27 protein-coding genes are annotated in these 24459 nt (G+C 71.5%); 14 read left to right on the plus strand and 13 right to left on the minus strand.

All coding sequences use genetic code 11. The annotated features are described in order from the left end of the window. Positions 1-33: 33 nt before the first annotated feature. The 9 genes from H0487_RS07550 to H0487_RS07590 all read left to right on the plus strand — a co-directional run bounded on the left by H0487_RS07550 (position 34) and on the right by H0487_RS07590 (position 7115). Complete coding sequence (locus H0487_RS07550; RefSeq protein ID WP_220793176.1) at positions 34-972, plus strand: DUF5995 family protein; 939 nt, start codon at positions 34-36, stop codon at positions 970-972. Positions 973-1048: 76 nt separating this feature from the next. Beyond that, complete coding sequence (gene msrA, locus H0487_RS07555; RefSeq protein WP_183093619.1) at positions 1049-1696, plus strand: peptide-methionine (S)-S-oxide reductase MsrA; 648 nt, start codon at positions 1049-1051, stop codon at positions 1694-1696. A 122-nt stretch (positions 1697-1818) separates the two neighbouring features. Then, positions 1819-2295, plus strand: a complete 477-nt coding sequence (locus H0487_RS07560) for a hypothetical protein (RefSeq protein WP_183093620.1) — start codon at positions 1819-1821, stop codon at positions 2293-2295. A 113-nt stretch (positions 2296-2408) separates the two neighbouring features. Further along, positions 2409-3602, plus strand: a complete 1194-nt coding sequence (locus H0487_RS07565) for an excalibur calcium-binding domain-containing protein (protein WP_220793177.1) — start codon at positions 2409-2411, stop codon at positions 3600-3602. A gap of 52 nt (positions 3603-3654) precedes the next feature. Further along, a complete protein-coding gene (locus H0487_RS07570) occupies positions 3655-4293 on the plus strand; it encodes a hypothetical protein (protein ID WP_183093621.1) in 639 nt (212 codons plus the stop codon). A 64-nt stretch (positions 4294-4357) separates the two neighbouring features. Then, positions 4358-5008: a hypothetical protein gene (locus H0487_RS07575; RefSeq protein ID WP_183093622.1), complete on the plus strand. Its 651-nt coding sequence runs from the start codon at positions 4358-4360 to the stop codon at positions 5006-5008. 72 nt (positions 5009-5080) lie between these two features. Continuing rightward, on the plus strand, positions 5081-5308 hold the full coding sequence (locus H0487_RS07580) for a YiaA/YiaB family inner membrane protein (RefSeq protein ID WP_183093623.1): 228 nt from the start codon (positions 5081-5083) through the stop codon (positions 5306-5308). Positions 5309-5357: 49 nt separating this feature from the next. Further along, positions 5358-5723, plus strand: a complete 366-nt coding sequence (locus tag H0487_RS07585; protein ID WP_183093624.1) for a VOC family protein — start codon at positions 5358-5360, stop codon at positions 5721-5723. 57 nt (positions 5724-5780) lie between these two features. After that, a complete protein-coding gene (locus H0487_RS07590) occupies positions 5781-7115 on the plus strand; it encodes an ABC1 kinase family protein (protein WP_183093625.1) in 1335 nt (444 codons plus the stop codon). Between the two features lie 4 nt (positions 7116-7119). On the opposite strand, the gene H0487_RS07595 is transcribed toward H0487_RS07590, so the two are convergent. Genes H0487_RS07595 through H0487_RS07605 form a run of 3 tightly spaced genes read right to left on the minus strand, consistent with a single transcriptional unit; the run spans position 7120 to position 9233 of the window. Continuing rightward, complete coding sequence (locus H0487_RS07595; protein ID WP_183093626.1) at positions 7120-7656, minus strand: DinB family protein; 537 nt, start codon at positions 7654-7656, stop codon at positions 7120-7122. Between the two features lie 23 nt (positions 7657-7679). After that, complete coding sequence (locus H0487_RS24240; RefSeq protein WP_183093627.1) at positions 7680-8420, minus strand: VOC family protein; 741 nt, start codon at positions 8418-8420, stop codon at positions 7680-7682. A 33-nt stretch (positions 8421-8453) separates the two neighbouring features. After that, positions 8454-9233 carry a sulfite exporter TauE/SafE family protein gene (locus H0487_RS07605; protein WP_183093628.1) on the minus strand — a complete coding sequence of 260 codons (780 nt, stop codon included), beginning with the start codon at positions 9231-9233 and terminating at the stop codon, positions 8454-8456. A 31-nt stretch (positions 9234-9264) separates the two neighbouring features. Between H0487_RS07605 and H0487_RS07610 the strand changes: the two genes are divergently transcribed. After that, positions 9265-10110: a cobalamin-binding protein gene (locus H0487_RS07610; protein ID WP_183093629.1), complete on the plus strand. Its 846-nt coding sequence runs from the start codon at positions 9265-9267 to the stop codon at positions 10108-10110. 57 nt (positions 10111-10167) lie between these two features. On the opposite strand, the gene H0487_RS07615 is transcribed toward H0487_RS07610, so the two are convergent. From H0487_RS07615 to H0487_RS07625, 3 genes are read right to left on the minus strand one after another with little or no spacing between them, the layout of a single operon-like run. Next, on the minus strand, positions 10168-11784 hold the full coding sequence (locus H0487_RS07615; protein WP_183093630.1) for an NHL repeat-containing protein: 1617 nt from the start codon (positions 11782-11784) through the stop codon (positions 10168-10170). Positions 11785-11836: 52 nt separating this feature from the next. Further along, positions 11837-13840, minus strand: a complete 2004-nt coding sequence (locus tag H0487_RS07620) for a vWA domain-containing protein (protein WP_183093631.1) — start codon at positions 13838-13840, stop codon at positions 11837-11839. A gap of 18 nt (positions 13841-13858) precedes the next feature. Continuing rightward, a complete protein-coding gene (locus H0487_RS07625; RefSeq protein WP_183093632.1) occupies positions 13859-15295 on the minus strand; it encodes a MoxR family ATPase in 1437 nt (478 codons plus the stop codon). A 52-nt stretch (positions 15296-15347) separates the two neighbouring features. Between H0487_RS07625 and H0487_RS24245 the strand changes: the two genes are divergently transcribed. Continuing rightward, positions 15348-16175, plus strand: a complete 828-nt coding sequence (locus H0487_RS24245; RefSeq protein WP_183093633.1) for an adenylate/guanylate cyclase domain-containing protein — start codon at positions 15348-15350, stop codon at positions 16173-16175. A 70-nt stretch (positions 16176-16245) separates the two neighbouring features. Here H0487_RS24245 and H0487_RS07635 read toward each other — a convergent pair whose 3' ends face one another. Then, a complete protein-coding gene (locus H0487_RS07635) occupies positions 16246-17442 on the minus strand; it encodes a lipid-transfer protein (protein ID WP_183093634.1) in 1197 nt (398 codons plus the stop codon). Further along, positions 17439-17900, minus strand: a complete 462-nt coding sequence (locus H0487_RS07640; RefSeq protein ID WP_183093635.1) for a Zn-ribbon domain-containing OB-fold protein — start codon at positions 17898-17900, stop codon at positions 17439-17441. The genes H0487_RS07635 and H0487_RS07640 overlap by 4 nt, the downstream gene beginning before the upstream one ends. A gap of 86 nt (positions 17901-17986) precedes the next feature. On the opposite strand from H0487_RS07640, the gene H0487_RS07645 reads away from it, so the two are divergent. After that, positions 17987-18619: a hypothetical protein gene (locus H0487_RS07645; protein ID WP_183093636.1), complete on the plus strand. Its 633-nt coding sequence runs from the start codon at positions 17987-17989 to the stop codon at positions 18617-18619. 23 nt (positions 18620-18642) lie between these two features. Here the strand turns inward: H0487_RS07645 and H0487_RS07650 are convergent, their stop codons facing one another. From H0487_RS07650 to H0487_RS07670, 5 genes are all read right to left on the minus strand, one after another. After that, the gene (locus tag H0487_RS07650) at positions 18643-19185 is read right to left on the minus strand and encodes a 2'-5' RNA ligase family protein (protein ID WP_183093637.1); all 543 of its coding nucleotides are present in this window, start codon (positions 19183-19185) and stop codon (positions 18643-18645) included. A gap of 106 nt (positions 19186-19291) precedes the next feature. Beyond that, positions 19292-21073, minus strand: coding sequence for a VanW family protein (locus H0487_RS07655; protein WP_183093638.1), 1782 nt, complete (start codon positions 21071-21073; stop codon positions 19292-19294). Positions 21074-21083: 10 nt separating this feature from the next. After that, positions 21084-21458: a DUF6113 family protein gene (locus H0487_RS07660; RefSeq protein ID WP_183093639.1), complete on the minus strand. Its 375-nt coding sequence runs from the start codon at positions 21456-21458 to the stop codon at positions 21084-21086. Positions 21459-21479: 21 nt separating this feature from the next. Then, positions 21480-22403 (minus strand): N-acetyl-1-D-myo-inositol-2-amino-2-deoxy-alpha-D-glucopyranoside deacetylase, encoded by a 924-nt coding sequence (gene mshB / locus H0487_RS07665; RefSeq protein WP_183093640.1) that lies wholly within the window; start codon positions 22401-22403, stop codon positions 21480-21482. Between the two features lie 55 nt (positions 22404-22458). Further along, positions 22459-22746: a hypothetical protein gene (locus H0487_RS07670; RefSeq protein ID WP_312855856.1), complete on the minus strand. Its 288-nt coding sequence runs from the start codon at positions 22744-22746 to the stop codon at positions 22459-22461. A gap of 44 nt (positions 22747-22790) precedes the next feature. Here H0487_RS07670 and H0487_RS07675 point away from each other — a divergent pair, with 44 nt between their 5' ends. Next, complete coding sequence (locus H0487_RS07675; protein WP_183093642.1) at positions 22791-23846, plus strand: hypothetical protein; 1056 nt, start codon at positions 22791-22793, stop codon at positions 23844-23846. Positions 23847-23916: 70 nt separating this feature from the next. Then, positions 23917-24405 (plus strand): 2-oxo-4-hydroxy-4-carboxy-5-ureidoimidazoline decarboxylase, encoded by a 489-nt coding sequence (gene uraD, locus H0487_RS07680; RefSeq protein ID WP_183093643.1) that lies wholly within the window; start codon positions 23917-23919, stop codon positions 24403-24405. The last annotated feature ends 54 nt before the right edge of the window (positions 24406-24459 follow it).

The following is a 24459-nucleotide window of genomic DNA, read 5'->3' on the forward strand; positions in this document are numbered from 1 at the left end:
AGCCGTCGGCCGCCCGTCTCGTTGGACCTTGTTGTGACCGCCTTGACCCGCGCCCTCCTCGGGACCCTCGTCGCGTTCGTCCTCGCGTTCGCACCCTCGATGGCTGCCGGCGCGGACGAGCCGGCGCCCGACCCGGACCCGGTCCGCGGGCTGGTGCTGCCGCCGATGGACACCTTCATCGGGCTGCTGCCGCCGCTGCCGGTTCCCGGTACGACGTACGCCGGCAACCTGTGCCGGTCTGGCGCCCACGCCTGCATCGACCGGGTCATCGCCCGGATGGAGGTCCGGCTCGACCGGCTGGTCGAGACGTGCTCGCACAGCGCGATCTTCTCGCTGGCCTACCTGCGGGTGACCGAGAACGTGCGCGACGCCGTCCGGTCCGGGTACTTCGCCGACGCCAAGTGGCTCAACCGCGTCGACACCGTCTTCGCCGAGCTCTACTTCGACACGACGAGCAAGTGGGAGCGCGGCCGGCGGGCTAACCTGCCGGCGGCCTGGAAGATCGCACTCCAGGCCGAGGAGGACCGCGCCGTGAGCGGGCTGGGCAACTTCATGCTGTCGATGAACGCCCACATCAACCGCGACTTCCCCTACGTGCTCGCCCAGGTGGGCCTCACCGCCCCCGACGGCACCAGCCACAAGGCTGACCACGACCGCTACAACCAGCGTCTCGACAGCCTGTACGCCCCGGTGTTCGCCGAGGAAGCGGCGCGATTCGACGAGACCTTCGACGACGTGAACTTCGGGACCGTCGAGGAGACCGCCGCCGGCGTCATCATGCGCGGCTGGCGGGAGATGGTCTGGCGGCACGCCGAGATGCTGGCGCTGGCCAAGAGCCCCGCCCAGCGGACCTTCGCGCAGAAGCAGATCGAGACCTACGCCGCGCTCCAGGGCCTGATGATCCGCCAGCTCTTCCAGATCCCGAGCAGCGAGCGCCGCGACGCCTGGTGCGCCGCCCACGGTCGCGGCTGACGGCTCGACCCGGCTGGCGTCCGACCTGAGCGCGGGAGCCAGGCGTAGATCTTGCGCAGGTGGGGAGACTGGAGGCATGTTCCTCTCCCGCCGCAAGACCGAGATGGTCGACCCTGCCGAGGCGCTGCCCGGCCGTGCCGAGCCCGCCTTCCACCTGCCTGAGAAGCACGCCGTGCTCAACGCCCCCCTGGTCACCGACGACGTCCCCGACGGGCTGGAGGTCGCCGAGTTCGGTCTCGGCTGCTTCTGGGGTGCGGAGGAGATCTACTGGCAGATCCCCGGCGTCTGGTCGACGTCGGTGGGCTACGCGGGCGGCACCACGCCGAACCCGACGTACGAGGAGGTCTGCAGCGGCCGCACCGGTCACACCGAGGCCATCCGTGTCGTGTTCGACCCCGACCGGGTGTCCTACGCCGACCTGGTCAAGCAGTTCTTCGAGGTGCACGACCCGACCCAGGGCATGCGCCAGGGCAACGACGTCGGCACCCAGTACCGCTCCGCGATCTACTTCCACTCCCCCGAGCAGGAGCAGACCGCCCGCGAGCTGACCAAGGTATACGGCGACGTCATCGCCGCCCGCGGCTACGGCGAGATCACCACCGAGATCGCGCCCGCCGGCAGCTACCACTACGCCGAGCCGCACCACCAGCAGTACCTCCATAAGAACCCGTACGGCTACCGCTGCCACGCCAACACCGGCATCCCGTTCCCGTCGTCAAGCTGACCCACCGTCGCGCAGGTCACGTCGTCCTTGACTCACCGTGGTGGGTGGGGCTCGCGTTAACGGGTACCCCGGAAGCAGACTGCGGGGCACCGAGCCCCGAGCAGACCAGCGAAGGGGCACGCGTGGCCATGAATCCGCTCGGGAAGATCAAGGAAGCCGCTGTTGCATCGTTGAAGGCGCCCGCGGCGGTGGCAGGGTCCGCGGTGGGACTGGTCAAGGGCGCCGCGGCAACGGGTGGTCAGGTGACCAGGAGCGCAGCGGACGCCGTGACCTCGATCGTCGGAGGCGGCAAGGGCGACGGCTCCGGCGCGGCCGACGTCGAGAAGGCCCCGGAGGTACGGGAGCCTGCTCCCGCTCCCAAGAAGCCGAAGGCCAAGGAGGCGACCGCGAAGTCAGGTTCCCAGCCGGTGAACGTCACCGAGGTGCTCGGTCTCGACCCAGCACCGGTCGACAAGCCCAAGCCGGCGAAGAAGGCGGCACGGCAGAAGGCCGTCACGAGCATCGACGCCGCTGCGGACTCGAGCGCGGTGGACGTCACCCCCGCTGACGTCGCCGACGCGATCTCTGGCGACCAGCCTGGCGGCGGCTCGACCAGGTAGGAAGTACCGGCGACGAGTACCAAGAGTCATGGGGGATCGAGCGAATCGTCGGACAACGTCGACATGGCCGACATACGCTCCCTGCGCCCCTGCAACCCGTCTCGGAGACTCCCGTGCCTCGTCGTTCCCTGCTCGCCCTGCTCGCCCTCGTCCTCGCGGCGATCACCTGCCTGGCGTCGGCGCCAGCGGCCGTCGCCGTCGACCGCGACTGCGGGGACTTCCCCAGCCAGCGCGCGGCCCAGATCTTCTTCCTCAACCACGGCGGCCCGCGGTCCGACCCGCACGGCCTGGACAGCGAGGGCGACGGGATCGCGTGCGAGTCGAATCCTGCGCCGTACTACTACGGGACCTCGCTCCCGGGCGACGGCGGGCAGGACCCCCAGCCCCAACCCACCCCCGTCAGCTCCAGCGTCGACCTCGCACTGGAACCGGACCAGCGGATCGCGGGCGAGTCCTTCCGGATCAAGGTGACTGTGAAGCCGGCCATTAGCCGGAAGGTCCTGGTGCAGCGCAAGGTCGACGGGCGCTGGAAGTCGTTCGACTCCCTCACGACCGGTGAGAACGGCTCGATGTCGGCGACCCACGAGGCACCCCGGGCGAGGACGATCTACCGCGCGGTGGTGCAGTCGGTCACGAAGGCCGGCAAGAAGTACTCCGCTGCGACCAGCAAGTCGCGCACCCTCGAGATCCAGCGTCAGCGAGTCGTCCTCACGTTCGACGACGCCGACGTCGCCGACGGCGAGCAGGTCCGCGCCCGCGTCCACGCGACGCCGGTGCGCCCGGGGCGGCCAGTGGCGCTGCAGAAGAGGGTCGAGGGCACCTGGACGACCATCCGGACCGGCAGCTTCAACCGTCGCGGCTCTGCCAGCTTCGCCGTCACGGCGGCGCTCGGGAAGAATGCCTACCGCGCGGTGGCGCTGCGCCACCGAGGGGCATCGCCCGAGCAGTCGGACACGGAGACGGTCACGGCCAACGACGTGACGGCGCCGCCGACGCCGTACGACCTCGTCGCGGTTGCCGGGGACGGGGCGGTCCAGCTCAGCTGGTCCCGGATGGTCCCCGCGGACCTCGACCACCACGAGGTCTGGATGCGCACGGACGCCATTGACTGGGCGCTGGTCACCGTCACGACGTCGGACAACGCGGAGATCACCTCCCTCCAGAACGACGTGACGTACTGGTTCGCGGTCACCAGCGTGGACCAGGCCGGCAACACCTCCGAGCCCTCGGAGGAGGTGTCGGCGACACCGACCGCTCCTGCTCCGCGGCAGGCTCGCCTGGACGGCGCTCTCATCCCGCAGGCGTAGAAACCGGGACGAAAGTCCTCCAATTGGGCTCCGGCCGGACGATCAGACCGGCGTGATCCATCAGCTCGCGGTGTTCGACAGCGACCGGACGTTCCTCGTCTGGTTCCTCGTCGCGGACGCAGTCCTGCTGCTCGTGGTGCTGGACCCGCGCCACCTCCTCGCCGGGATCGGCTCGTTCGCGGGGCGGGCGCTGTCCTGGGAGGGCAAGGGCATCCGGCACGAGTTCGACCTCTACGGCTCCGACCCGCGCTACGACGTCGGCGACCCGCTGGGCGGCGGGCGCTGGTGGCCCGAGCAGGAGCACGTGCACCTCTGGCCCGACGTGATGCCGTGGTGGTCCGTGCGTGCCCTCGAACCGCTCCGCACCTGGCTGTGCGAACGCGCGCCGGAGCGGGCGCGCGTCGGCACGACCCACCCGCACGACCCGGCGCCACGCGGCAGCGTGCTGCCCGAGTGGCGGGAGCCCGAGCCGGTCGCTGAGCCGGCCGAGGATCCGGTCGGCGAGACCGCCGCCGAGCAGGCCGAGGAGCCGGCCACCGACCCCGCTGCCGAGGACCCGACCGACCTGGACGACGACGCATTCGTCGACCCGGCCGCCGCCGTCGGTCCTGAGATGCCCGAGCCGTCGCCTGCCGAGCCGACGCGCCGACCCCGCCCCGCACGTCAGCGCAAAGTCACTGCGGACGCCTGAGCGCTGCGCTACCTTCGGGCGCGTCGCTGCGCGAGACGGGCGCGGCAGGACCACTGGGGGATCGATGCGCAGGACGACAACGAAGATCGGGGGCACCCTCGCCGGCACCCTCCTCGCGGTGCTGCTGGTGGGGTGCGGCGGCTCCTCGGACGAGGACGTCGACCCGCCGAGCGCGGAGGACACCTCCGCTCCGACCTCCGCGCCGACCAGCCCCTCGGCCAGCACCGTCCCCGCTGAGCCTGTCTTCTTCGGCGACGCGGAGTCGGAGGTCCTGAACGAGCCGCTCGCCTCGCTCGGCGAGAGCCAGGACCGGGCGACCAAGATCTCGAACATCCGGGCGTGCGAGCGTCTGTACTCCGACGGGCTCAAGCCCTGGCGCGCCTGTTTCCACGACCTGCTCGACCCCGTGGTGGGCGACTTCAACGCGGCCGCCGACGCAGCTGAGGGCCTGGTGCGGCCGGAGTTCGGCGAGAAGTGCGGCAGCGCACTGACCACGTTCAGCGAGAAGATGCGGGCCCGGGCTGCGGCCATCGAGGACGTCCTCGCCGACTTCGACAGCCCTCGCTACAAGGACCACAACGCCGCAGCGGGCGACTACTACGCCGCCGTCGACGTCGACACCAACAAGCCGGTCGTCGCCCTCTCCAACGCCTGCTACTCCCCCGAGGTGCTGGAGAGCGTCGCAGCGGAGGCCTCCGCCTCCGCCAGCGACTGAGCCCACCCGCCGCCACCGGTTGAGTACGACGACTCACGCGACGCGGTACCTCCCGGCACCAGGCTGGTGCCCATGACCAAGAACACCTACGCGTTCTACCTCCAGTCCGCCATCTCCTTCGGCGCCGCCTTCCTCTTCATGGTCGGCGGGATCTACTTCCTGCCGGCCGACGGCTGGGTACGAGCCTTCCTGTGCCTCGGCGCGCTCTTCCTCGTCAACTCCTCGTTCTCGCTCGCCAAGTGCGTGCGCGACCAGCAGGAGGCCCGCGCGGCCGAGGTCCACGTCGCGCCGTACCGCTGACCGGTGCCGTCCGGGCTGGCTGTCGGCGGTGCCACCTATCGTCGCGGACATGGCCATCGCACGATTCCCCTCGTTCGTGATCGACTGCCCCGACCCCTCGGCGCTCGCTGCGTTCTACGGTGAGGTCCTCGACTGGACGCCGAAGGTCGACGACGACGGCAGCTGGGCCGAGATCCGGCCCGCCGACGGATCGGGCTGCATCTCGTTCCAGCAGGTCGCCGATTTCCGCGCCCCGGTGTGGCCGGGGCAGGACGTCCCCCAGCAGATGCACCTCGACGTCGTGGTCGACGACCTGGATGCGGGCGAGGCAGCGGTCCTCGCGCTGGGGGCGACCAGGTCCGCGGAGCAGCCGGGCACGTCGTTCCGCGTCTTCCTCGATCCCGCCGGCCACCCGTTCTGCCTGTGCCGGTCGTGAACGGCGCCGGGCCGGCCGCCGGGTCCAGGCTTGTCGCCACCCGCGACAATGAGTGGCATGGCTGACCTCCCCCGCTCCGCGGCAGCGCGCACGGCACGACTCGCTGCGCTCCCGCTCGGCTACGCCGGCCGGACGGCACTCGGGTTCGGCAAGCGGCTGGGCGGTGCGCCGGCCGAGGCCGTGATGAGCGAGATCCAGCAGCGCACCGCCGAGCAGCTGTTCCGCACGCTCGGCGAGCTCAAGGGCGGTGCGATGAAGTTCGGGCAGGCGCTCTCGATCCTCGAGGCGGCTCTGCCCGAGGAGATGGCGGCGCCGTACCGCGAGCACCTCACCAAGCTCCAGGACTCCGCGCCCCCGATGCCGACCCAGACGGTGCGCGACATCCTGTCCGCCGACCTCGGCCCCACCTGGAAGACCCAGCTGGTGTGGCTCGACGGCGGGCCGACCGCGGCCGCATCGATCGGACAGGTCCACAAGGGGCGCTGGCACGACGGCCGCGAGGTCGCCGTGAAGGTGCAGTACCCGGACGCGGGCGCAGCGCTCGAGTCGGACCTGCGCACCCTGGCCCGCGCGGCCCGCACCATCGGCCCCCTGATCCCTGGCGTCGACATCAAGCCGTTGATCGCGGAGGTCCAGGCCCGTGCGAAGGAGGAGCTCGACTACGAGCTCGAGGCGGCCGCGCAGCGCGAGTTCGCTGCGGCCTTCGCCGACGACCCCGCCATCGTGGTCCCCGACGTCGTCGCCGTCGGCCCGCGGGTCCTCATCACCGAGTGGCTGGAGTCACCGTCCTCGCTCGCGTCCGTGATCGCCGACGGCACCGAGGAGGAGCGGGACCACTACGGCGAGCTCTACGTCCGGTTCCTGTTCTCCGGACCCGCCCGGACCGGGCTGCTGCACGCCGACCCGCACCCCGGCAACTACCGGATCATCCCGAACGCCGACGGGTCGCCGGGTCGGCTGGGCGTCCTCGACTACGGCGCCGTCGCCCGGCTGCCGCAGCGCGGCCTGCCCGAGCCCCTCGGGCGCCTGGTCAAGCTCTGCGCCGCGGGCGACGGCGACGGGCTCATCGCCGCGTTGCGGGAGGAGGGCTTCCTCAAGGACCGGATCAGCCTGGACCCACAGCTGCTGATGGACTACCTCTCGCCGTTCGTCGAACCGACGCAGACCGAGCGCTTCCGGTTCACCCGGGCGTGGATGCGCGAGCAGTTCCAGCGGCTCAACAACCCGAAGGACCCGGCCTACACGGTGTCCATCAAGCTCAACCTGCCGCCGTCGTACGTCCTCATCCACCGGACCTGGGTCGGTGGCGTCGGGGTGATGAGCCAGCTCGAGGCCGAAGCGCCGTTCCGCGCGATCATGGAGGAGTTCGTCCCCGGCTTCGCGGCTCCCTGACGCTTCAGTCGCCCGTCTGCCCGTCGATGGACTCGCGGATCAGGTCGGCGTGGCCGTTGTGCCGGGCGTACTCCTCCACCATGTGCAGCAGGATCCAGCGCAGGCTGTAGGGGTTGCCGCTGTGACGGCTCGGGCGGACGGAGGGCGTGTCGAGGCCTGCCGGCCCGGCCAGGGCCTCGTCGATGATCCGGTCAGCGCGGGCCACCGCCTCGTCGAAGAGCGCGCGGAGCTGCTCGGGAGTGTCCTCGACGGCGCTGTCCCAGTCCCAGTCCTGGTCCACCGCCCAGTCGACGCCGTCGAACGGCGGCATGTAGTCGCCCCCACCGAGCACGACCTCGAACCAGCTCGACTCCACGAGCGCGAGGTGCTTCATCATCCCGCCGAGGGTCATCGTGCTCGGCGCGAGGCGCTGCGCCTGCTGCGCCTGGGTCAGCCCGTCGACCTTCCAGCGCAGGGTGTCGCGGTGGTAGTCGAGGAAGCCGCGCAGGGTGGCGACCTCGTCACCGGCGATCGGCGGGTTCGGGCGGGAGTCGGGATCCATGTCGCGACGTTAGCGCCGCCCGCTCACCTGAGCATCCCCGTTTCGGGGTCGCGGTCGGTGAGGCAGTACCGGCGTCCGTTCGGGTCGGTCAGGACCGTCCACACGGAGTGCACGACCTCGACCCGGGCGCCGAGAGCGACGTGCCGCTCGGTCTCCGCCGACCGGTCGGTGGTCGACCAGTCGAGGTGGGCACGCACCTCCCCGGTCTGCTCCCCGAGCCGCTGCAGGAGCAGCCGCAGCGGGTGCCCGTCCGGCCGGGCGAGCGAGTGGAAGTCCGTCGAGACCGCCGACCGGCGCTCCTCCCAGCCCGTCAGGTCCCGCCAGAACACGCTCTCACCCTGGTAGGCCGTCGCCGGGACGTCCAGGCACACCTGGTCGACCAGGGAGGCGCCAGCGGGCCACGACGTCGGGCCGGGTCGGGTCGCCGCCTCGTGCGAGACGAAGCAGAAGGTGAGCCCGCCGGGCGAGCGCAGCACGACGTAGCCGTGGTCGGCCACCTCCTGCGCGCCGAGGCCGATCGCCCGGTCGGCGGCGCGCCGCGGGTCGCCGACATGGAGGTCGAGGTGGATCCGGTCAGGGCCCTCGGCGAGACGCTGGACCCGCAGGAACGGGTCGCCGTCATCGGGAAGGAGCGTCGCGAACTCACCGGCCTGGCCACGCCGCGGGCTGACGTCGAACGACGTGACGGCCGACCAGAAGCGGACACCCTCGTCGAACCCGCCGGCGGCGAAGTCGAGGAACGCGGTGATCCAGTACGGCGTCACCACGCCAGCCTAGGCGGGCCGCCGTGTCCCGGCTCACCAGACGCCGAGGACGTCGCCGCCGATCCGGACGATGAAGGCTGTGACGACCAGCAGGAAGAACCCCCGGACGAACCGGCTGCCCTTGTCGACGGCGGTGCGGGCGCCGAGGTAGCCGCCCGCGAGGTTGCAGGCCCCCATCACCAGGCCGACCTTCCAGAGCACGGCGCCGGTCGGGATGAAGAGCAGGAGCGCGCCGAGATTGGTCGCCCAGTTGGCGAGCCGCGCCTTGGCCGAGGCCTCGAGGAAGTCGTAGCCGAGCAGCCCGACCAGGGCGAAGACGAGGAAGCTGCCCGTGCCCGGTCCGAGGGCTCCGTCGTAGAAGCCGATGACGCCGCCGACCGCCATCGCCGCGGCGAGGTGCTGCCTGCCGGCGAAGCGCAGCAGGGTCTCCTCGCCGACCTCGGGTTGGAGGACGACGTAGGCACCGAGGACGACGAGCACCACCAGCACGATCGGCTCGAACGCCGAGCGCGGGATCTGGGACGCGACGAGGGCCCCGAGGAACGACCCGCCGAGCGCGCACAGCATGAGCGGGCCGAAGGTCCGCGGGTCGGGGCGGATCCGGCGGTAGTACGTCGCCGCGGCGGCGGAGGTGCCGCAGATCGAGGAGAGCTTGTTGGTGGCCAGCACCTGCACCGGGGTCGCGCCCGGGAGGCCGATGAGGAGCGCCGGGAGCTGGATGAGCCCGCCGCCGCCGACGACCGCGTCCACGAACCCGGCCGCGAGCGCTGCGAGGCCGAGCAGCGCGAGCACGGTCAGGGTCGGGTCGTCCATCGTCTCCATTGTCCCCACTAGGGTCGGGGACGTGCGGATCGTGTCCCTGCTGCCCTCCACGACCGAGATCCTGTTCGCGATCGGGGCGGGTGACGACGTCGTCGGGGTGACGTTCGAGTGCGACCACCCGGCCGAGGCGCGGGAGCGGCGGATCGTCTCGACCTCAGCGATGCCGGAGGGCCTGGCACCCGCGGAGATCGACGCTTTCGTCGTCGAGGCGATGCACCGGGGCGAGGACCTCTACCACCTCGACGCGGGCGCGCTCGCCGGCCTCGACGCGGACCTGGTCGTCACCCAGGACCTGTGCGCGGTGTGCGCCGTCGACGTCTCCGTCGTCGACGACGCGCTGGCCCACCTCGGGTGCAGCGCCGAGGTGCTCACCTGCGACCCGCACACGCTCGAGGAGGTGCTCGACTCCATCGTCGAGCTCGGGCGGGCCACCGGTCGCGAGGCAGAGGCGGTCGCGCTCGTCGCCGACCACCGGGCACGGCTCGACGTGGTCGTCGCCCGCGTCGCCGGCCGCGACCGTCCGCGCGTGGTGCTCCTGGAGTGGACGGACCCGCCCTTCGCCCCGGGGCACTGGATCCCCGAGATGATCGAGCTCGCCGGTGGCGACTGCGTGATCGGCACCGCCGGCGAGAAGTCCTTCCGGACCACCTGGGACGACGTCGCCGCCGCTCGCCCGGACCTGGTCGTCGTCGCTCCCTGCGGCTACGACCGCCGGGCCGCCCAGGCCCTCGCCGACGACGTCGTACGTCGCGGCCTGCTGCCCGTCGGCATCCCCGTCCACGCGGTCGACGCCAACGCCTCGTGGGCCCGCCCCGGCACCCGCCTCATCGACGGCGTCGAGGAGCTGGCCGCCGTCCTCCACCCCTGACGGCAGCGGTCCTCAGGATCAGCCGTGGCTGCCTGCCAGACCCACGATGAAGGCCGCCTACCGACCGACCTTGAACTTGAGCCAGTCGCTGTAGCCGTAGTCCTGGACGCGGGCCTTGCCGAAGACGCCTCGGATCCTGATCGTCTTTCCGGTCAGCGACCGGTCCACCTTGAGGCGAGCGGCGAACCGGCTCCGGTTGTCGAGCCTCATCTGCACGTAGTCGAGATTTGCCCAGCCAAAGCCTTTGAGCCAGTAGCCCACCTCAGCGCTCACTCGTGATCCCGGGTAGGACGGAGCGACCTTGCCCCGCAGACCGACGACGTCCCCCGGTCCGTAACGGGCGATCCCGCCCTGGATCCGGTCGTAACCGCGGAGCGCAGCAGTGACCCCCGCGTCAACCCCGAATCGGGACACCCGGTCGTAGGAGCCCGACGCGACCTCGTCACCGGGGTAGACCACGTAGACGACGTGGTTGCGCACCGCCGTGTAGCTGACCGTGTAGTCCCCGGAGGCGTCGGCAGTGGTCGTCGCAACGCGCCGCCGCGGACGGCCCGGCTCCTCGACATGGACCTCGACCCGCTCGTTGGTCGACGGGGACGTCACCTCGCCCGTGATCGTGATCGTCTCTCCGTAGGCGGGGTAGATGACGTCCGCGTCCCCGGTGATGGTCGACCCCGGCCGCGGCGTGATGGTGGTGAGCTCGCCGCCGCCGTCGTCGGTCACCACGTAGAGCTGACCCGCCGGACCGAAATCGAGCCCGAGGATGTTGCGGGTCTGCCACCGGTACTGGGCGTAGGGCCGGTAGTAGCTTCCCGCCTCGTACACGCGCACGTAGGCACCCACGTCGTCATAGCCTTCGTGGCCCAGGGCGATGAGGCCGGTGCCGCTGAACGCTGCCCGGCGCGGCGCCTCGTTGAACGCCTCCCCGTCGGCGTCGTAGTCACGCTGGAGCCCCGGCAGGGACCAGATGCCCTCGGGGCTCACCAGGCGGGTTCCGTCCGGGTGGATGTCGACCGGAGCCGGCCCGCTGGTGTTCTCCCGCGCCTTTCGAACCAGGCTGGGCGAGTCGCCACCGATCGCGGCGAACCGCAGGATCTCTGGGTTGTAGGCGCGGGAGATGCCGACCAGCATGCCCGGGACGCTCGGGACCGCCGAGAAGCTACGGACGCCAGCGGTGCTGACCTCGACCTGTGTGCCGGAGGCCGGGTCGATCGCCACGATCCCCTTGCCCTCGGCACACCCGTAGGCCAACCAGAGGGAGCCGTCGGTGAAGGCGAGGTCGCTGATGCAGGCCGGCACATCGGTCAGCGCCAGTTTGCTCGTCGCGCCCGTCGTCAGGTCGATCCGCACCACTCCCGACCCGGACGACAGAGCGACATAGGCCGCCGATCCGTCGTCGGCGCCGGTGATGCTCGCGCCCCCCGAGGGCAGCGCGATGCGATCGCTCACCGCGCCGGCGGAGTCGGTCACCACGACCTCCTTGCTCGCCTGCAGCACCGCGACCTGGCCCGTCGCCTCCGAGACCCACAGATCGCGGTAGCCGGCCAGCGCGACGGTCGGCCCGTAGGCGACCGCCGGCCCGGCACTCGCCGGGGGCACGCCGACGAGACCAGAGCAGGCCAGCGCGAGGAGGGACAGGACGACGGTGGCGAGTACACCCGATCGGTTGCGCAACGATTCCCCCGGTAGACGATGCCAAGTGAGCCTTGGCATCGTAGGTCAGACGTCAGCCGACCCAGAATCCGCGGCCCCCGAAGAAGTCGCCGTAGGAGCCGGGACCCGACCGGCCGGCGGGACCGCGGGAGCCGAGGTAGGAGCTGACGACGGCGGCGCCGAGGTCGTCGGTCTCGGGGGCGATGACGGCGCCGTCGGCCCGGCGGGCCATGGACTCGATGAACCGGGCGAGGCCGGGGTCGTCGCCGAGGCGGAAGAACGTGGTCTGCGCGCCGAGCCGGCGGGCGTTGTCCAACTCGCGTACGGCGAGCGCGATCGTCATCGGGTGCGGCGGGTAGTTGAAGTAGACGTGCCCGTCGGGCTCGAGGTGGGAGGTCGGCTCGCCGTCGGTGACGATGAGGAGCACCGGCTGCGCGTTCGGGTGCTTGCGGAAGTGCCGGTTGGCGAGCAGCAGGGCGTGGTGGAGGTTGGTGCCCTTGGCCCACCGGGCGTCGAGCGCGGTGAGCTGCTCGATGTCCATCGTCTCGGCGTGCCGCCCGAAGCCGATCAGCTCCAGGGAGTCGCCGCGGAAGCGGGTGCCGATGAGCGTGTGCAGGGCGAGCGCGGTGCGTTTCATCGGCACCCAGCGACCGTCCATCGCCATCGAGAACGACGTGTCGACGCAGAGCGCGACCGCGGCCTGCGTCCGCGCCTCGGTCTCGGCGACCTCGACGTCCTCGATCGAGAGCCGCGGCCCGCTCGGGTCGCCCGAGCGCCGCAGCACGCCGTTGAGGATCGTGCGCGGGATGTCCCACGGCTCGGTGTCACCGAACTGCCACTCGCGGGTGGCACCCGACAGGTCGCCGGCCGCCCCGGCCTGGCGCAGCTCGCGCTGCCCCTGCCGGCCGGAGAGCCGCTGGGCGACGTCACGCAGCAGCGCCTTGCCGAGCTGGCGCATGGCCTTCGGCGTGAGCCGCAGCTCGCCGTCGAAGCCGCGCTCCATCGCACCTGACTTCCGCAGCGCCCGCTCGAGCTCCTGGAGCCGGCGCGCGTCGACCGCCGCCTGGTCGCCGAGCTGGCGTGCGAGCTTGTCGAGGTCGACGTCGTCGAGTCGCGCACCGCCGTAGGACTGGGAGAGCTGGTCGGCGAGCGCGTCGAGGTCGGCCAGGTCCTGGAGCATGCCGGTGCCGTCGCCGAGCCCGACCCCCTGGTCGCCCTGGAACCCCTCGGACCCGCCCCAGTCCTCTCCGGGGCGCATCGCCTGGAGGTTGCCGTCGAGCCGGGCGAGCTGCTGCATCAGCTGGGGCGACCCGAACGCCTGCGCGGAGAGCCGCATCAGCTCCTCACGCTGCTCGGGGCTCATCGAGTTGAGCATCCGCTGGGCGGCCGCCGAGCGCTGGGCGAGCGCATCGATGAGCTCGTCGATGTTCTCAGGGTTCTCGGGGAAGAAGTCCCCGTGCTTGGCCATGAAGTCCTGGAAGTCCTCCGGGGTGTCCTCTCCCGCTGCGTGCTTCTCGAGCAGCTCGTTGAGGTCGGAGAGCATCTCCTGGATCGCGGCCCGGTCCTCGTCGGTCGCACCCTCGAGCGCCTGCTTCATGCCGGCGAAGCGCTGGTCGAGCAGCTCGCGGCCGAGCAGGTCCTTGATCTGCTCGTACGCCGCCCGCGCCTCCGGGGACTGCCAGTCGTAGTCGGAGAGCTCGGTGACGGCCGCGGCCGTGGAGGACGGCAGGTTGTCCAGCCGCATCTCCCGGAACGCGCGGTCGCCGTCGTCCATCATCGCGTCGCGGGCGAGCTGCTTGCGCTCCTCCAGGACGGCGCGGTCGAGCAGCTCGCGCACCTCCTGGAGGGTGCCGTCGAGGTTGTGTCGCTGGGTGATGTCACGGCGCCGCTCGGCCACCCGCCGGGCCAGGTCGTCGAGACCCGCGCCTTCCTCGCCACCACGCCGGAGGAACTCGCGCAGCGCACGTTCGGGGCTGTAGCCCGCCATGACGTCCTCGCCGATGGCGTCCAGCGCCTCGGCGATGTCGACGGGCGGAGCGAGCGGGTCGCCACCGTCGTACCTGCGGTAGCGACTCATCGCTGAGCCCCCTGCACGCTAGCCATAGATCGTCTCCGAGCCGTCGGAGTCCTTGCCGATCTTGCGGGCGAGGAACAGGCCTTCCAGGGCGAGCTCGATCGCGCAGGCGCGCTGCCCGTCGGAATCTCCTCCTCCGGCGCCGTAGAGCCGCTCGCAGACCTCGTCGTACAGCTCGGACTCGCCGAGCACCGGGAGGCCGGCGAGCACGTCCCGGGCCGACACGCCGGCGCCCGTGGTGACGGTCGCGCCGTCCTCGACCGCGTCGACCAGCAACGCGAAGTCCAGCCCGCGGAAGTGCGCACGGACGGTCTCTGCCGTCGCCGTCCGCAGCAGGTGGGTCAGGATCTCCGCCTCGCGCCCCTCCTCGCCGGACTCGAACTCGATCTTGCCGCCGAGGACCTCGACCGCGGTCTCGAGGTCGACCACCCGCGCGACCGCGGAGTCCTCACCGAGGATCGTCGCGCGACGCAGGGCCGACGCCGCGATGGTCTCGGCGCCCGCGATCGCGAACCGCGCGGAGACGCCCGAGCGCTGGTCGACCGCCGTCGACTCGCGCAGGTTGCGGGTGAAGCGCGCCAGCACCTCCAGCAGCGGCTCCGGCACGTCGGCGACGAGGTGGGCCTCCTGCCGGATGACGGCAAGCTCGGCGTCCAGCTCGGTCGGGTAGTGGGTGCGGATCTCGGCGCCGAAGCGGTCCTTGAGCGGGGTGATGATCCGACCGCGGTTGGTGTAGTCCTCGGGGTTGGCCGAGGCGACGACGAGGACGTCGAGCGGCAGCCGCAGCACGTAGCCGCGGATCTGGATGTCGCGCTCCTCCATCACGTTGAGCATCGCGACCTGGATCCGCTCGGCGAGGTCGGGGAGCTCGTTGATGGCGACGATGCCGCGGTGGCTGCGCGGGATCAGGCCGAAGTGGATCGTCTCGGGGTCACCGAGCGACCGACCCTCGGCGACCTTCATCGGGTCGACGTCACCGATGAGGTCGGCGACCGAGGTGTCGGGCGTCGCGAGCTTCTCCGCGTAGCGCTCCGAGCGGTGTCGCCACGACACCCGCAGGTCGTCGCCGTACGACGCCGCAGCCGCGCGCGAGGCGTGGGTGATCGGCTCGAACGGGTGCTCCCCCAGCTCGGAGCCGCTGATGACCGGCGTCCACTCGTCGAGCAGCCCGATCATCGTGCGCAGCAACCGGGTCTTGCCCTGCCCGCGCTCCCCGAGCAGCACCACGTCATGGCCGGCGAGCAGCGCCCGTTCCAGCTGCGGGATGACGGTCGTCTCGAAGCCGTGCAGCCCTGGCCAGGGGTCCTCGCCCGCGGCGAGCCGGGCCAGCAGGTTGTCGCGGATCTCGGCCCGTAGCGACTTGTGCACGTGACCGGAGGCCCGGAGCTCGCCGACCGTGGCGATCCCCGGAGCGGGGCTGGGGGCGGGCTGCGCAGAGGGGGAGGAGAGAGACGTCACAACGTCACGCTACTCAGCGTGCCAACCGCCCGCAGCCCCTATTGTGACGCCAGTGACGATCGTTCTGGGGATCCTCTCCGCGGTCCTGCTGTGCGTCGTGGCGGCGCTGGTGGTCGTCGTACGGCGCCTCCAGGACGAGGTCGCCGCCCACCAGGGCCACGTCGAGCAGCTGGAGGCCGACCTCGCGGCCGCACTCCGCCCGCCGCCGGCGCAGAACACGACCGAGCGCGCGATCAGCCGGATGATCCGCACGGCCTCCAAGGTGCGCGAGCACGGGATCAGCGGCCTCATCCAGAGCACGATCGAGGAGATGTCGGCCTGGGCCAACGAGGAGAAGGCCGAGATCGTCCACATGGCCGCGCCCGACGGGACGGTCACGATCGTCTTCAGCGACATCGAGAACTCCACCCAGCTCAACGCGCGGATGGGTGACAGCACCTGGGTGCGGGTCCTCGAGGCCCACGACAAGCTGCTGCGCGCCCGGATCGCCCAGTACCGCGGCCAGGTCGTCAAGACGGCCGGCGACGGCTTCATGGTCGCGTTCCGTGACGCGGAGGCGGCCTGCCGCGCCTCGGTCGCGATCCAGAGCGACCTGCGCCGCCCCTCCGACATCCTGCGGCGCCACGGCAAGGTGCGGGTCCGGATCGGGATCCACACCGGCCAGGTGGTCGCCAAGGACGGCGACTACTTCGGCGAGAACGTCGCCCTCGCGGCGCGGGTCGCCGACCTGGCCTCCGGCGGCGAGGTCCTCTGCAGCGACGCGGTCCGCGACCACCTCGAGGACGACGCCCAGGTGCAGCTCGTCGACCCCACCGACCCGATGGAGCTCAAGGGCCTGCCCGGCGAGTACGTCGTCTGGCGGGTCGTCCCGCCCGTCTGATCGCCGTCGTACCCGGTCTAGATGTCGCGATCCTGCTCCATCACGACATGGAGGCCGGGTACGACGAACGTCAGCGGGCCAGGAGCACCGAGGAGCCGTGGCCGAAGAGGCCCTGGTTGGCGGTGATGCCGACCTTGGCGCCCTCGACCTGACGGCCGGTGGCCTGGCCACGCAGCTGCCAGGTGAGCTCGCAGACCTGGGCGAGCGCCTGCGCCGGCACCGCCTCGCCGAAGCAGGCGAGGCCGCCGGACGGGTTGACGGGGATCCGGCCGCCGATCGTGGTGTCGCCCGCACGGAGCAGCACCTCGGCCTCGCCCTTCTTGCAGAGCCCGAGGTCCTCGATCCAGTCCAGCTCGAGCGCGGTCGACAGGTCGTAGACCTCGGCGACGTCGACGTCCTCGGGCCCGATCCCGGCCTCCTCGTAGGCCGCGAGCGCGATCGACTCCTTGAACGTGTGCTCCGGGGCACCGCCGGCCGCATGGTCGGTCGAGAGGAGCGGCATGTCGATCACCGTGTTGGGGAAGGTCGGGGTGACCGTCGAGATCGCCGCGACCCGGACCGGCCCCTCGGTCCCGCCGAGGCCGTGCCGCTTCGCGTAGTCCAGCGACGTCAGCACCACCGCGGCGGCGCCGTCGGAGGTCGCACAGATGTCGAGCAGGTGCAGCGGGTCGGACACGATCGGGGACGCCAGGACGTCGGCCACCGAGGACTCCTTGCGGAACCGCGCGTAAGGGTTGTCCAGGCCGTGCCGGGCGTTCTTGACCTTCACCTGAGCGAAGTCCTCGCTCGTGGCGCCGTACAGGTCCATCCGCCGGCGGGCGTACAGCGCGAAGTAGGCCGGGTTCGTCATGCCGAGCAGCTTGAACCGCAGCCAGTCGGGGTCGGTCCACCGCTCCCCCGCATTGGGGGCCAGGAAGCCCTTCGGCGTCGTGTCGGCACCGACGACGAGCGCCACCTCCGACAGGCCGGCGAGGATCCGCGCCCGAGCGGTGTCGAGCGCCTGGGCGCCGGTCGCACAGGCGGCGTATGACGTCGCGATCCGCGCGCCGTTCCAGCCGAGCGCCGAGGCGAAGGTCGACCCGGCGACGTATCCGGCGTAGCCGTTGCGGACGGTCTCGCCGCCGACGACGAAGTCGACGTCGCTCCAGGCGACGCCGGAGTCGGCCAGCGCGGCCCGGGCGGCGTGCACCCCGTACTCGACGAACGGACGGCCCCACTTGCCCCACGGGTGCATGCCGACGCCTGCGACGGCCACCTGCTTGCTCACTGCTCGGTCTCCTCACCCAGCTCGACGACCGGCTTCCAGCGCCAGATCGTCCGGTCACCGCTGTCGTCGCTGTAGAGCGTCTCCACGACCAGCTCCACCTCGGCGCCGACCTTGAGGTGGCCGACGCCGTAGCCGTCGGCGACCTGGCCCAGGACGACGAGTCCTTCGGGCAGCTCGACGGCGGCCAGCGCGAACGGCTCGAACGGGTCGGTCGTCGGGACGTACGGCGCGGGCGGCTGGTACTGCGCGTCGGTGTAGGACCACACCCGGCCGGTGCGAGACAGCTCCGCCGGCTCGTGGGTGTCGCCGTCGCACACGGGGTTGCGGCAGAAGGTCGCGGCGTCCGCGGGAGGCGGCGGGAAGACGAGGGTGCCGCAGGTCGTGCAGCGCGAGGCGAGCAGACGCGGGTCGTCCCCCTCGGTGAACCAACCGGCGACCGCCGGCGTCGATGTCGTCATCGGGACCCCTCGCAAAAACTAGAACGTGTTCTCACTGTACCGGAAACTCCGCACGCGGCCGGTCCCGACGTCCTACCGTGACGCCCGTGGACACCGAGAACCGAGCCCCCTCCACCACCCCTGACCGAGCGCGCGTCCCCGTGCGCAGCATCGTGGTCACCTACGTCTGCGTCCTGCTGGTGGGGATGGGCCTGGCCTGGGCCTTTCTCTCGATGCGCGCGGTCGCGGGCGTCGGCGGCAGCTGCGCGAGCGGTGGGGCCTACGAGATCGCCACCCCCTGCCCGGACGGGTCCTGGCTGATCGCCATCGCGATCCCGATGATGCTCATCGCCATGTTCGCCGGGTCCGGCTTCGGCATGTCCGTCGGCGCCCCGGCACTGCTGCTGCCGATGTGGGCGCTGCTGTTCGGCTCCCTCGGCTGGAACTTTCTCGAGTTCGGCGTCAAGGACGGGGTCGAGATCGGGTTCCTCGTCTGCGGCGTCATGTTCTGGGGCATGGCCGCACCGGCCTGGTGGGCGATGTTCGTGGCGTTCACGAACAGGATCCGCGGCAAGAGCGACCCCGAGCGCAACGAGAAGGCGGCCAAGGAGCGCGCGGCCGCCAACGTGTGGAGCGCCGGGTCGCTGGACGGCAGCCTGTGGTGGTGGGCGATCTATGCCGTCCTGGGATCGGCCGGAGCCTTCTTCGGCGTCGCGATCTATGCCCTCGCATCCGCCTGACCGACCGGTCGGAGCGGGCCAGGTCACGCCATCGCGATGAGGTCGTACTCCTCGGCCGTCTTGTTGCCCTGCAGCCACCGGGTGCGGAGCAGCGAGAGCCCCGGCACCGCCCACGGCGTGCCGCTCCAGTCGGCGACCGCCCCGAGCGCGGACTGCAGCAGCGCCACCGACGTGTCCGGCTCCGCGGTCGCGAACCGGATGTGCGGTCGGAACCGGCGACGGTCGACGTACAGCCGCAGCTTCTCCGCAGCCTCCGGCACGTAGCGCGCCAGGTCGGCGATCGGCTCGACGTCGCCGGCCATGCCCAGCGCGATCGTGGCCCCCTCCTCGAGTCGGAGCCCGTGGAACCAGACGACCGGCGCATCGGCGCCCTCGAAGGCGTTGCGCAGCAGGCCGGCCAGGCGTTCGCAGTCGGGCGGTTGCAGGTTGCCGAAGGCGGTGATCGGGATCTCCAGCTGCTCGGGCGAGACGGAGACGACGCCCGGGATGCTGCGCAGCACGCGCGTCGCAACCTCCAGCTCCTCGAGCGCCTCCTCGGGAGGCACGAGCGCGGCACGGATCAACATGGCAGCCCTCCATGGCTCAGCCAGACACAGCAGGGGTGCCCCAGGGACACTCCTGTTGCCCCCCAGCATCGGCGGAAGTAAGCGCGGGTTGAGCGAAAGCGGCCGGTCAGTCCTCGTCGTCCGGCTGGTCCTGGCCCGGTGGCGGACCGCAGACCACGGAGTCGGCCGCGGTGTAGACCGTGTGGAATTCCTCGGTGTGGTCGATCTCGTCCTCGCCGTGGACCCGGAAGATCCGCGTCACGTCGACGTCGAAGCCCGAGTAGCCCGTGAACGGCTCGCAGTCCGGCGTCTGGAGGTAGCGGGTCGCCGGTGCGCGGTAGTTGTAGCGGCCACTGGTCTCCGACTCGATGTCCCACACCTTGGTGGAGAACATCTGCACGGTGACGACGCCCTGCGAGGAGTAGGTGCTGGGCTGCACCGTCGCGTGGATGAGCACGCCGTAGTCGGTGTCGTTGCGGAACCGCAGGTCGACGGTCGGCCACGCCACGGTCGCCTCGCGCCCCTCCGGGTAGCGGTCGATGTAGAACGAGTGCGGCTTGTGCTCGATGTCCTCCAGGCCGGCGAAGAACATCGCGTTGAACGTCGTCGTCGCCATCTGCGAGACGCCGCCGCCGTAGTCCTTGACCAGCACGCCGTTGGAGATGATGTAGCCGATGGTGAAGCCGTTCTCGGCGGTCCGCTCCCCGACGGTGTCGTTGAGCGAGAAGGTCTCCCCCGGCTTCAGCACCGTGCCGTCGATCAGCTCGGCGGCGCGACCGATGTTGACGTTGCGGTACTCGGCGTAGGGGTAGTAGGTCACGAACTCCGAGACCTTCTTCTTGATGCCGAGGGCCTTGGCCTCCTCGGTCGTGAAGTCCGCCTCCCGCACCGTCGCCTCGACCTCGCCGGTCCGCTCGCCCTCGGGCGCGGACAGCAGCTCGGTGAACACCGCGATGACGTCCTCCGGCTCGAACTCCACCCCGGGCTTGGCCGGGACGACCTTCGGCTTGCCGTCGACCAGCTCGAAACCGGCGTCGACGGGCTCGCCCTCGGTGGTCGCGCTCTTCACGAGGCGGGTGACCTTCCGCACGTCGATCCGCGGCACCAGCTCGCCGTCCTCGGGCACCATCGAGAGCGCGCCGTCGTACTGCTTCGGCTGGAGGCGGACCTCGGAGTCGCCGAACACGAGAGTGACCGCCGAGGCCATCGCCGGGTTGGCGAAACCCTCGAGCGCCGCCTCGACGTCGCTGTCGTCGATGTCGGGCTCGGCCTGGGTCACGGTCAGCTCGGCGGAGTCCTCCTGGCCGAGGAACGCGGCGGTGATGGCGTCGGCGGCCGCGTCCGTGTCGACCGCCTCGCCGGGCACCGGGTCGACGACCTCGACCCGTCCGTCCGCGAAGGTCACCTGACCGTCCTGCGGGGGTACGCCGAGGCCCTCCGACAGCTCGGCGAGGCGCTCGGAGAGCAGGGTCTCGTCGACGTCGACGATCGCCTCGACGTCGTCGCCACCGGTGAAGTAGTCCCACTGTCGACGGGGGCTCCAGCTGTCGCCGGCGCCGGCCGCGTCGACCGTGGCTGCGTAGTCGATCGCCAGCCCGATCTCCGCGGGGCTGACGTCGGCGGACCGGCCGCCCTCGACGGAGACCTCGATCGGCTCGCCCGCGCGCTGCCCGAAGGCCTCCTCGAGCTCGGCGATCGCCTCGGTCCGGCTGAGTCCGCCGATGTCGACGCCGGAGACCTCGGTCCCGAGCGGCACCTTGTCACCGGCGATCCCGTGCGCCGCGGCGTAACCCCCGGCGACGAGCGCGAGGAGCACCACGAGGACGACCACGACGATCTTCGCGCCCAGGCCCTCACGCTTGGCGGGCTTGACCGGACCTTGTCCCACACCCTGCTCCAACGACGTCACGCCAGGCATCCTAGGAAGTCGTCGCGTTCTCGCCAGCATCCGCGCGGTGAACAACGGGGCGCTCGCGCACGCCGACCAGGCCGCAGACCAGTACGACGAGGCCCGCGACGAGCAGCAGGTAGCCGCTCGTGTTCGAGGTGACGAGCAGGTCGCCCTCGGGTCGTTCCCGGGCCAGCCAGAGCACCGTGAGCACCCAGCCCACGGCGAACGGCAGCCGGCGCCACCAGCCGCCCGGGAGCGCGACGAGCGCTGCTGCGACGGCCGCGAGGGCGAGGACCAGCCCCCACGGGTAACGGTGCAGCCCCACGGCGGCACAGCCGAACGCCGCCCCGCCGGCCAGGGCGAGGACCGCGACGCCGTAGCGCACCGCCAGGGAGCCGGTCACGCCCGTGTCACTCGGTCCCGGTCACTGCGCCGGGATGCCGGCGAACAGGTCGGACTCCCAGCCGTTCTCGCCGACCTCGCCGGGCGTGCCCTTGACGAGGCGATAGAGCTCCCGGCCCCAGACCAGGCTGCCCTCGTTGTTGGACAGGGCGAAGAAGGGTCCGTCGGTCGTCACCTGGGTGGCGTGCTTCTTCAGCGCCGCGAGCTTCTTCTCGGTGAAGTCGGACGCGTCGACCTCGGCGCTGATGTCCTCGTCGGGACGGAAGAACGGCGGCAGCGGACCGTCGGGGTCCATGCCCTCGAACGTCGTGGTGTCGCCGGCCTCGCGCAGCCGCTTGAGGCCCTCCCGGATCCGGCTCTCCGACATCGCGCCCCAGTAGACCTTCGCGATGTCCCAGGCCGGGCCCAGGTCGCGGCGGTACGACGCCACCGCGGCGAGCTGCACGGCATACATCGCGACCCGGTGGGCCTGGATGTGGTCGGGGTGGCCGTAGCCGCCGAACTCGTCGTAGGTCACCAGGACCTGGGGCCGGACCTCGCGGATCACGGTGACCAGGTGGTCAGCGGCCTCGGTCAGGTCGGCGTGCCAGAACGCGTTGTCGTGGATGTCGTCAGCCGCGATGGCGTGTCCGTCGTCGTGCCACTTCATCCCGGAGTCGCGGTAGGTCCCGAAGCCGCCGAGGAACCGATAGTCGGTGACGCCGAGCTCGGCCATCGCGGCGTCGAGCTCGCCCTTGCGGTGCTCCCCGAGGCCGTCCTCCTTGTCGGCGGCCAGGTGCTCGAGCTCGGGGATGAGGATCTCGCCCATCTCGCCGGCCGTGCAGGTGACGACGGTGACCCCTCGCCCCTCGGCGACGTACTTGGCCATCGTCGCGCCCTGGCCGATCGTCTCGTCGTCCGGGTGGGCGTGGACGAGGAGGAGGCGGTGCGCGGCGCTGCTGCTCATGACGAGCAGCGTAGTGAGGGGGTCCGCACGAGCGCCCGCAGACCGACCGATCTGGTCACTCGGGACGCTTGATGCGCTTCGGCTCCTCGGGCAACGGCATCGGCAGCCGGAGGGGTGGCCGGTGCTCGGGCTCCTCCTCGTCGAGGTCGAGCCAGCCGTCGTACGTCTCGACGAGCATCTCCAGCTGGATCATCGGCGCATCGGTGACGACCGCCCACGGGTGGTCCTCGTCGTCGTCCTCACCGGCGAGCCGTTCGCGGGTGACGGTGGCCTCGAAGCCCCCGCGCGCCAGCACCAGCGCCGCGGCCCGCGCGTCGTCCTCGTCGAAGAAGATTCCCCTCACGGGGACCATGATCCCGCACCCGGGCTCCGCACTAGGGTCGTCGGGTGACCGACGCGACGAACCCGCCGCCGTACGGGGTGCACCTGACGCGCACCGAGGAGAACCTCACCGAGATCGACGCCCTGGCCGGGGCGCTCGCCGCGCACGGCGGCGGACGGGTCGGTCCAGCCGGGCTGCTGGCCGACCTGGACCGGCGGATGCGGCGGACGTTCCTCCCGCACCCACGGCTGCTGGGACTGGCCGTCGACCGGGCGCTCACGTGGGAGCGGCGCGACCGGCGCGACCTGTTCTGGTACCCGCAGGGCATCAGCAGCTCGGTCCGCACCGACGTGGACCGCGACGCCCTCGTCACCTCCTGGTACTCCAAGCGCAGCCACGGCTGCCGCGTGAGCTTCATCGACCTGGAGACCCGGCGCTACCGTCACGTGCTGCTCGTGGAGCCGACGCTCGTCGACGGCGTCCCCGGCCTCCGGCCGCTCAAGGCCCATGCCGGAGGGATCGTCTGGCACGGCCCGTACCTCCACGTCGCCGCGACCGGCAAGGGCTTCCTCACCGCCCGTGTCGACGACGTCCTCCGCGTTCCGGCCGCGGCCGGGCTCGACACGTTCGGGCACGACTACGTCCTGCCGGTCCGCTTCGCCTACCGAGCGACCAACGACGAGGGCATCACCCGCCTCCGCTTCTCCTTCATGACGCTCGACCGCAGCGTCGAGCCGCCCGCCCTGGTCGTCGGCGAGTACGGCAACAGCAAGCAGACCCGACGGCTCGCCCGCTTCCCGACCGACGCCACGACCGGCCTCTTGGCGACCGACGGGAGCGGTGTCTCCCGGCCGGTCCTCGAGGGCGAGGACGGGCTCAAGCGGATGCAGGGCGTCGCCGTCGCCGACGGCACCTACTTCGTGACCTCCTCCCACGGTCGGACGTCGTACGGGCAGATGCACGTAGGGACGCCGGGCGCGTTCGCGACCCGCCGCTGGGCGACCCCGCCCGGCCCGGAGGACCTCGTCTACTGGCCGGAGACGGACCTGCTCTGGTCGGTCAGCGAGCACCCCGGACTGCGGTGGGTCTTCGCGATGAGACGGTCCCGCCTCCAGCGTTGACCCCCCGGTGATCCCGCGCTGATCCGGGATACCCCGGCCTGAAACGCGCGTTTCGCGTACCTTGCTCCTCGTGCGGATCGAGGACTTCAACGCCCTGCCCGCCGCCGAGGCGGCGGCGCTGGTCCGCGCCTGCGCCGACGCGGACGCCTGGGTGAGCGCGGTCGTCGACGGCCGCCCCTACCCGGACGCCCGTGCCCTGGTCGAGGCGGCGGACGCCCTCGCGGAGGGATGGACCGAGGACGACGTCGACCAGGCCCTCTCCCACCACCCCCGGATCGGCGAGCGCGGCGAGGGCTCCAGTGCGGCGGCCTCTGCCCGCGAGCAGGCGGGCGTCGACCCGGCTGACCACGAGCTGGCGGCCGCGCTGCGCGCCGGCAACGCCGCCTACGAGGCCCGGTTCGACCGGATCTACCTGGTCCGCGCCAAGGGCCGCACCGGCCCCGAGCTCCTGGCGCTGCTCCAGGAGCGGCTCACCCACGACCCCGAGACCGAGTACGCGGTCATGGTCGAACAGCTCCGCCAGATCGCCCGGCTCCGGATGGAGGACCTCGTCTCATGAGCAGCTGCTCCACCCACGTCCTCGACGCCGCCCTCGGCCGGCCGGCGGCCGGGG

It is taken from the genome of Nocardioides stalactiti, assembly GCF_014180715.1.
GTDB lineage: Bacteria > Actinomycetota > Actinomycetes > Propionibacteriales > Nocardioidaceae > Nocardioides > Nocardioides stalactiti.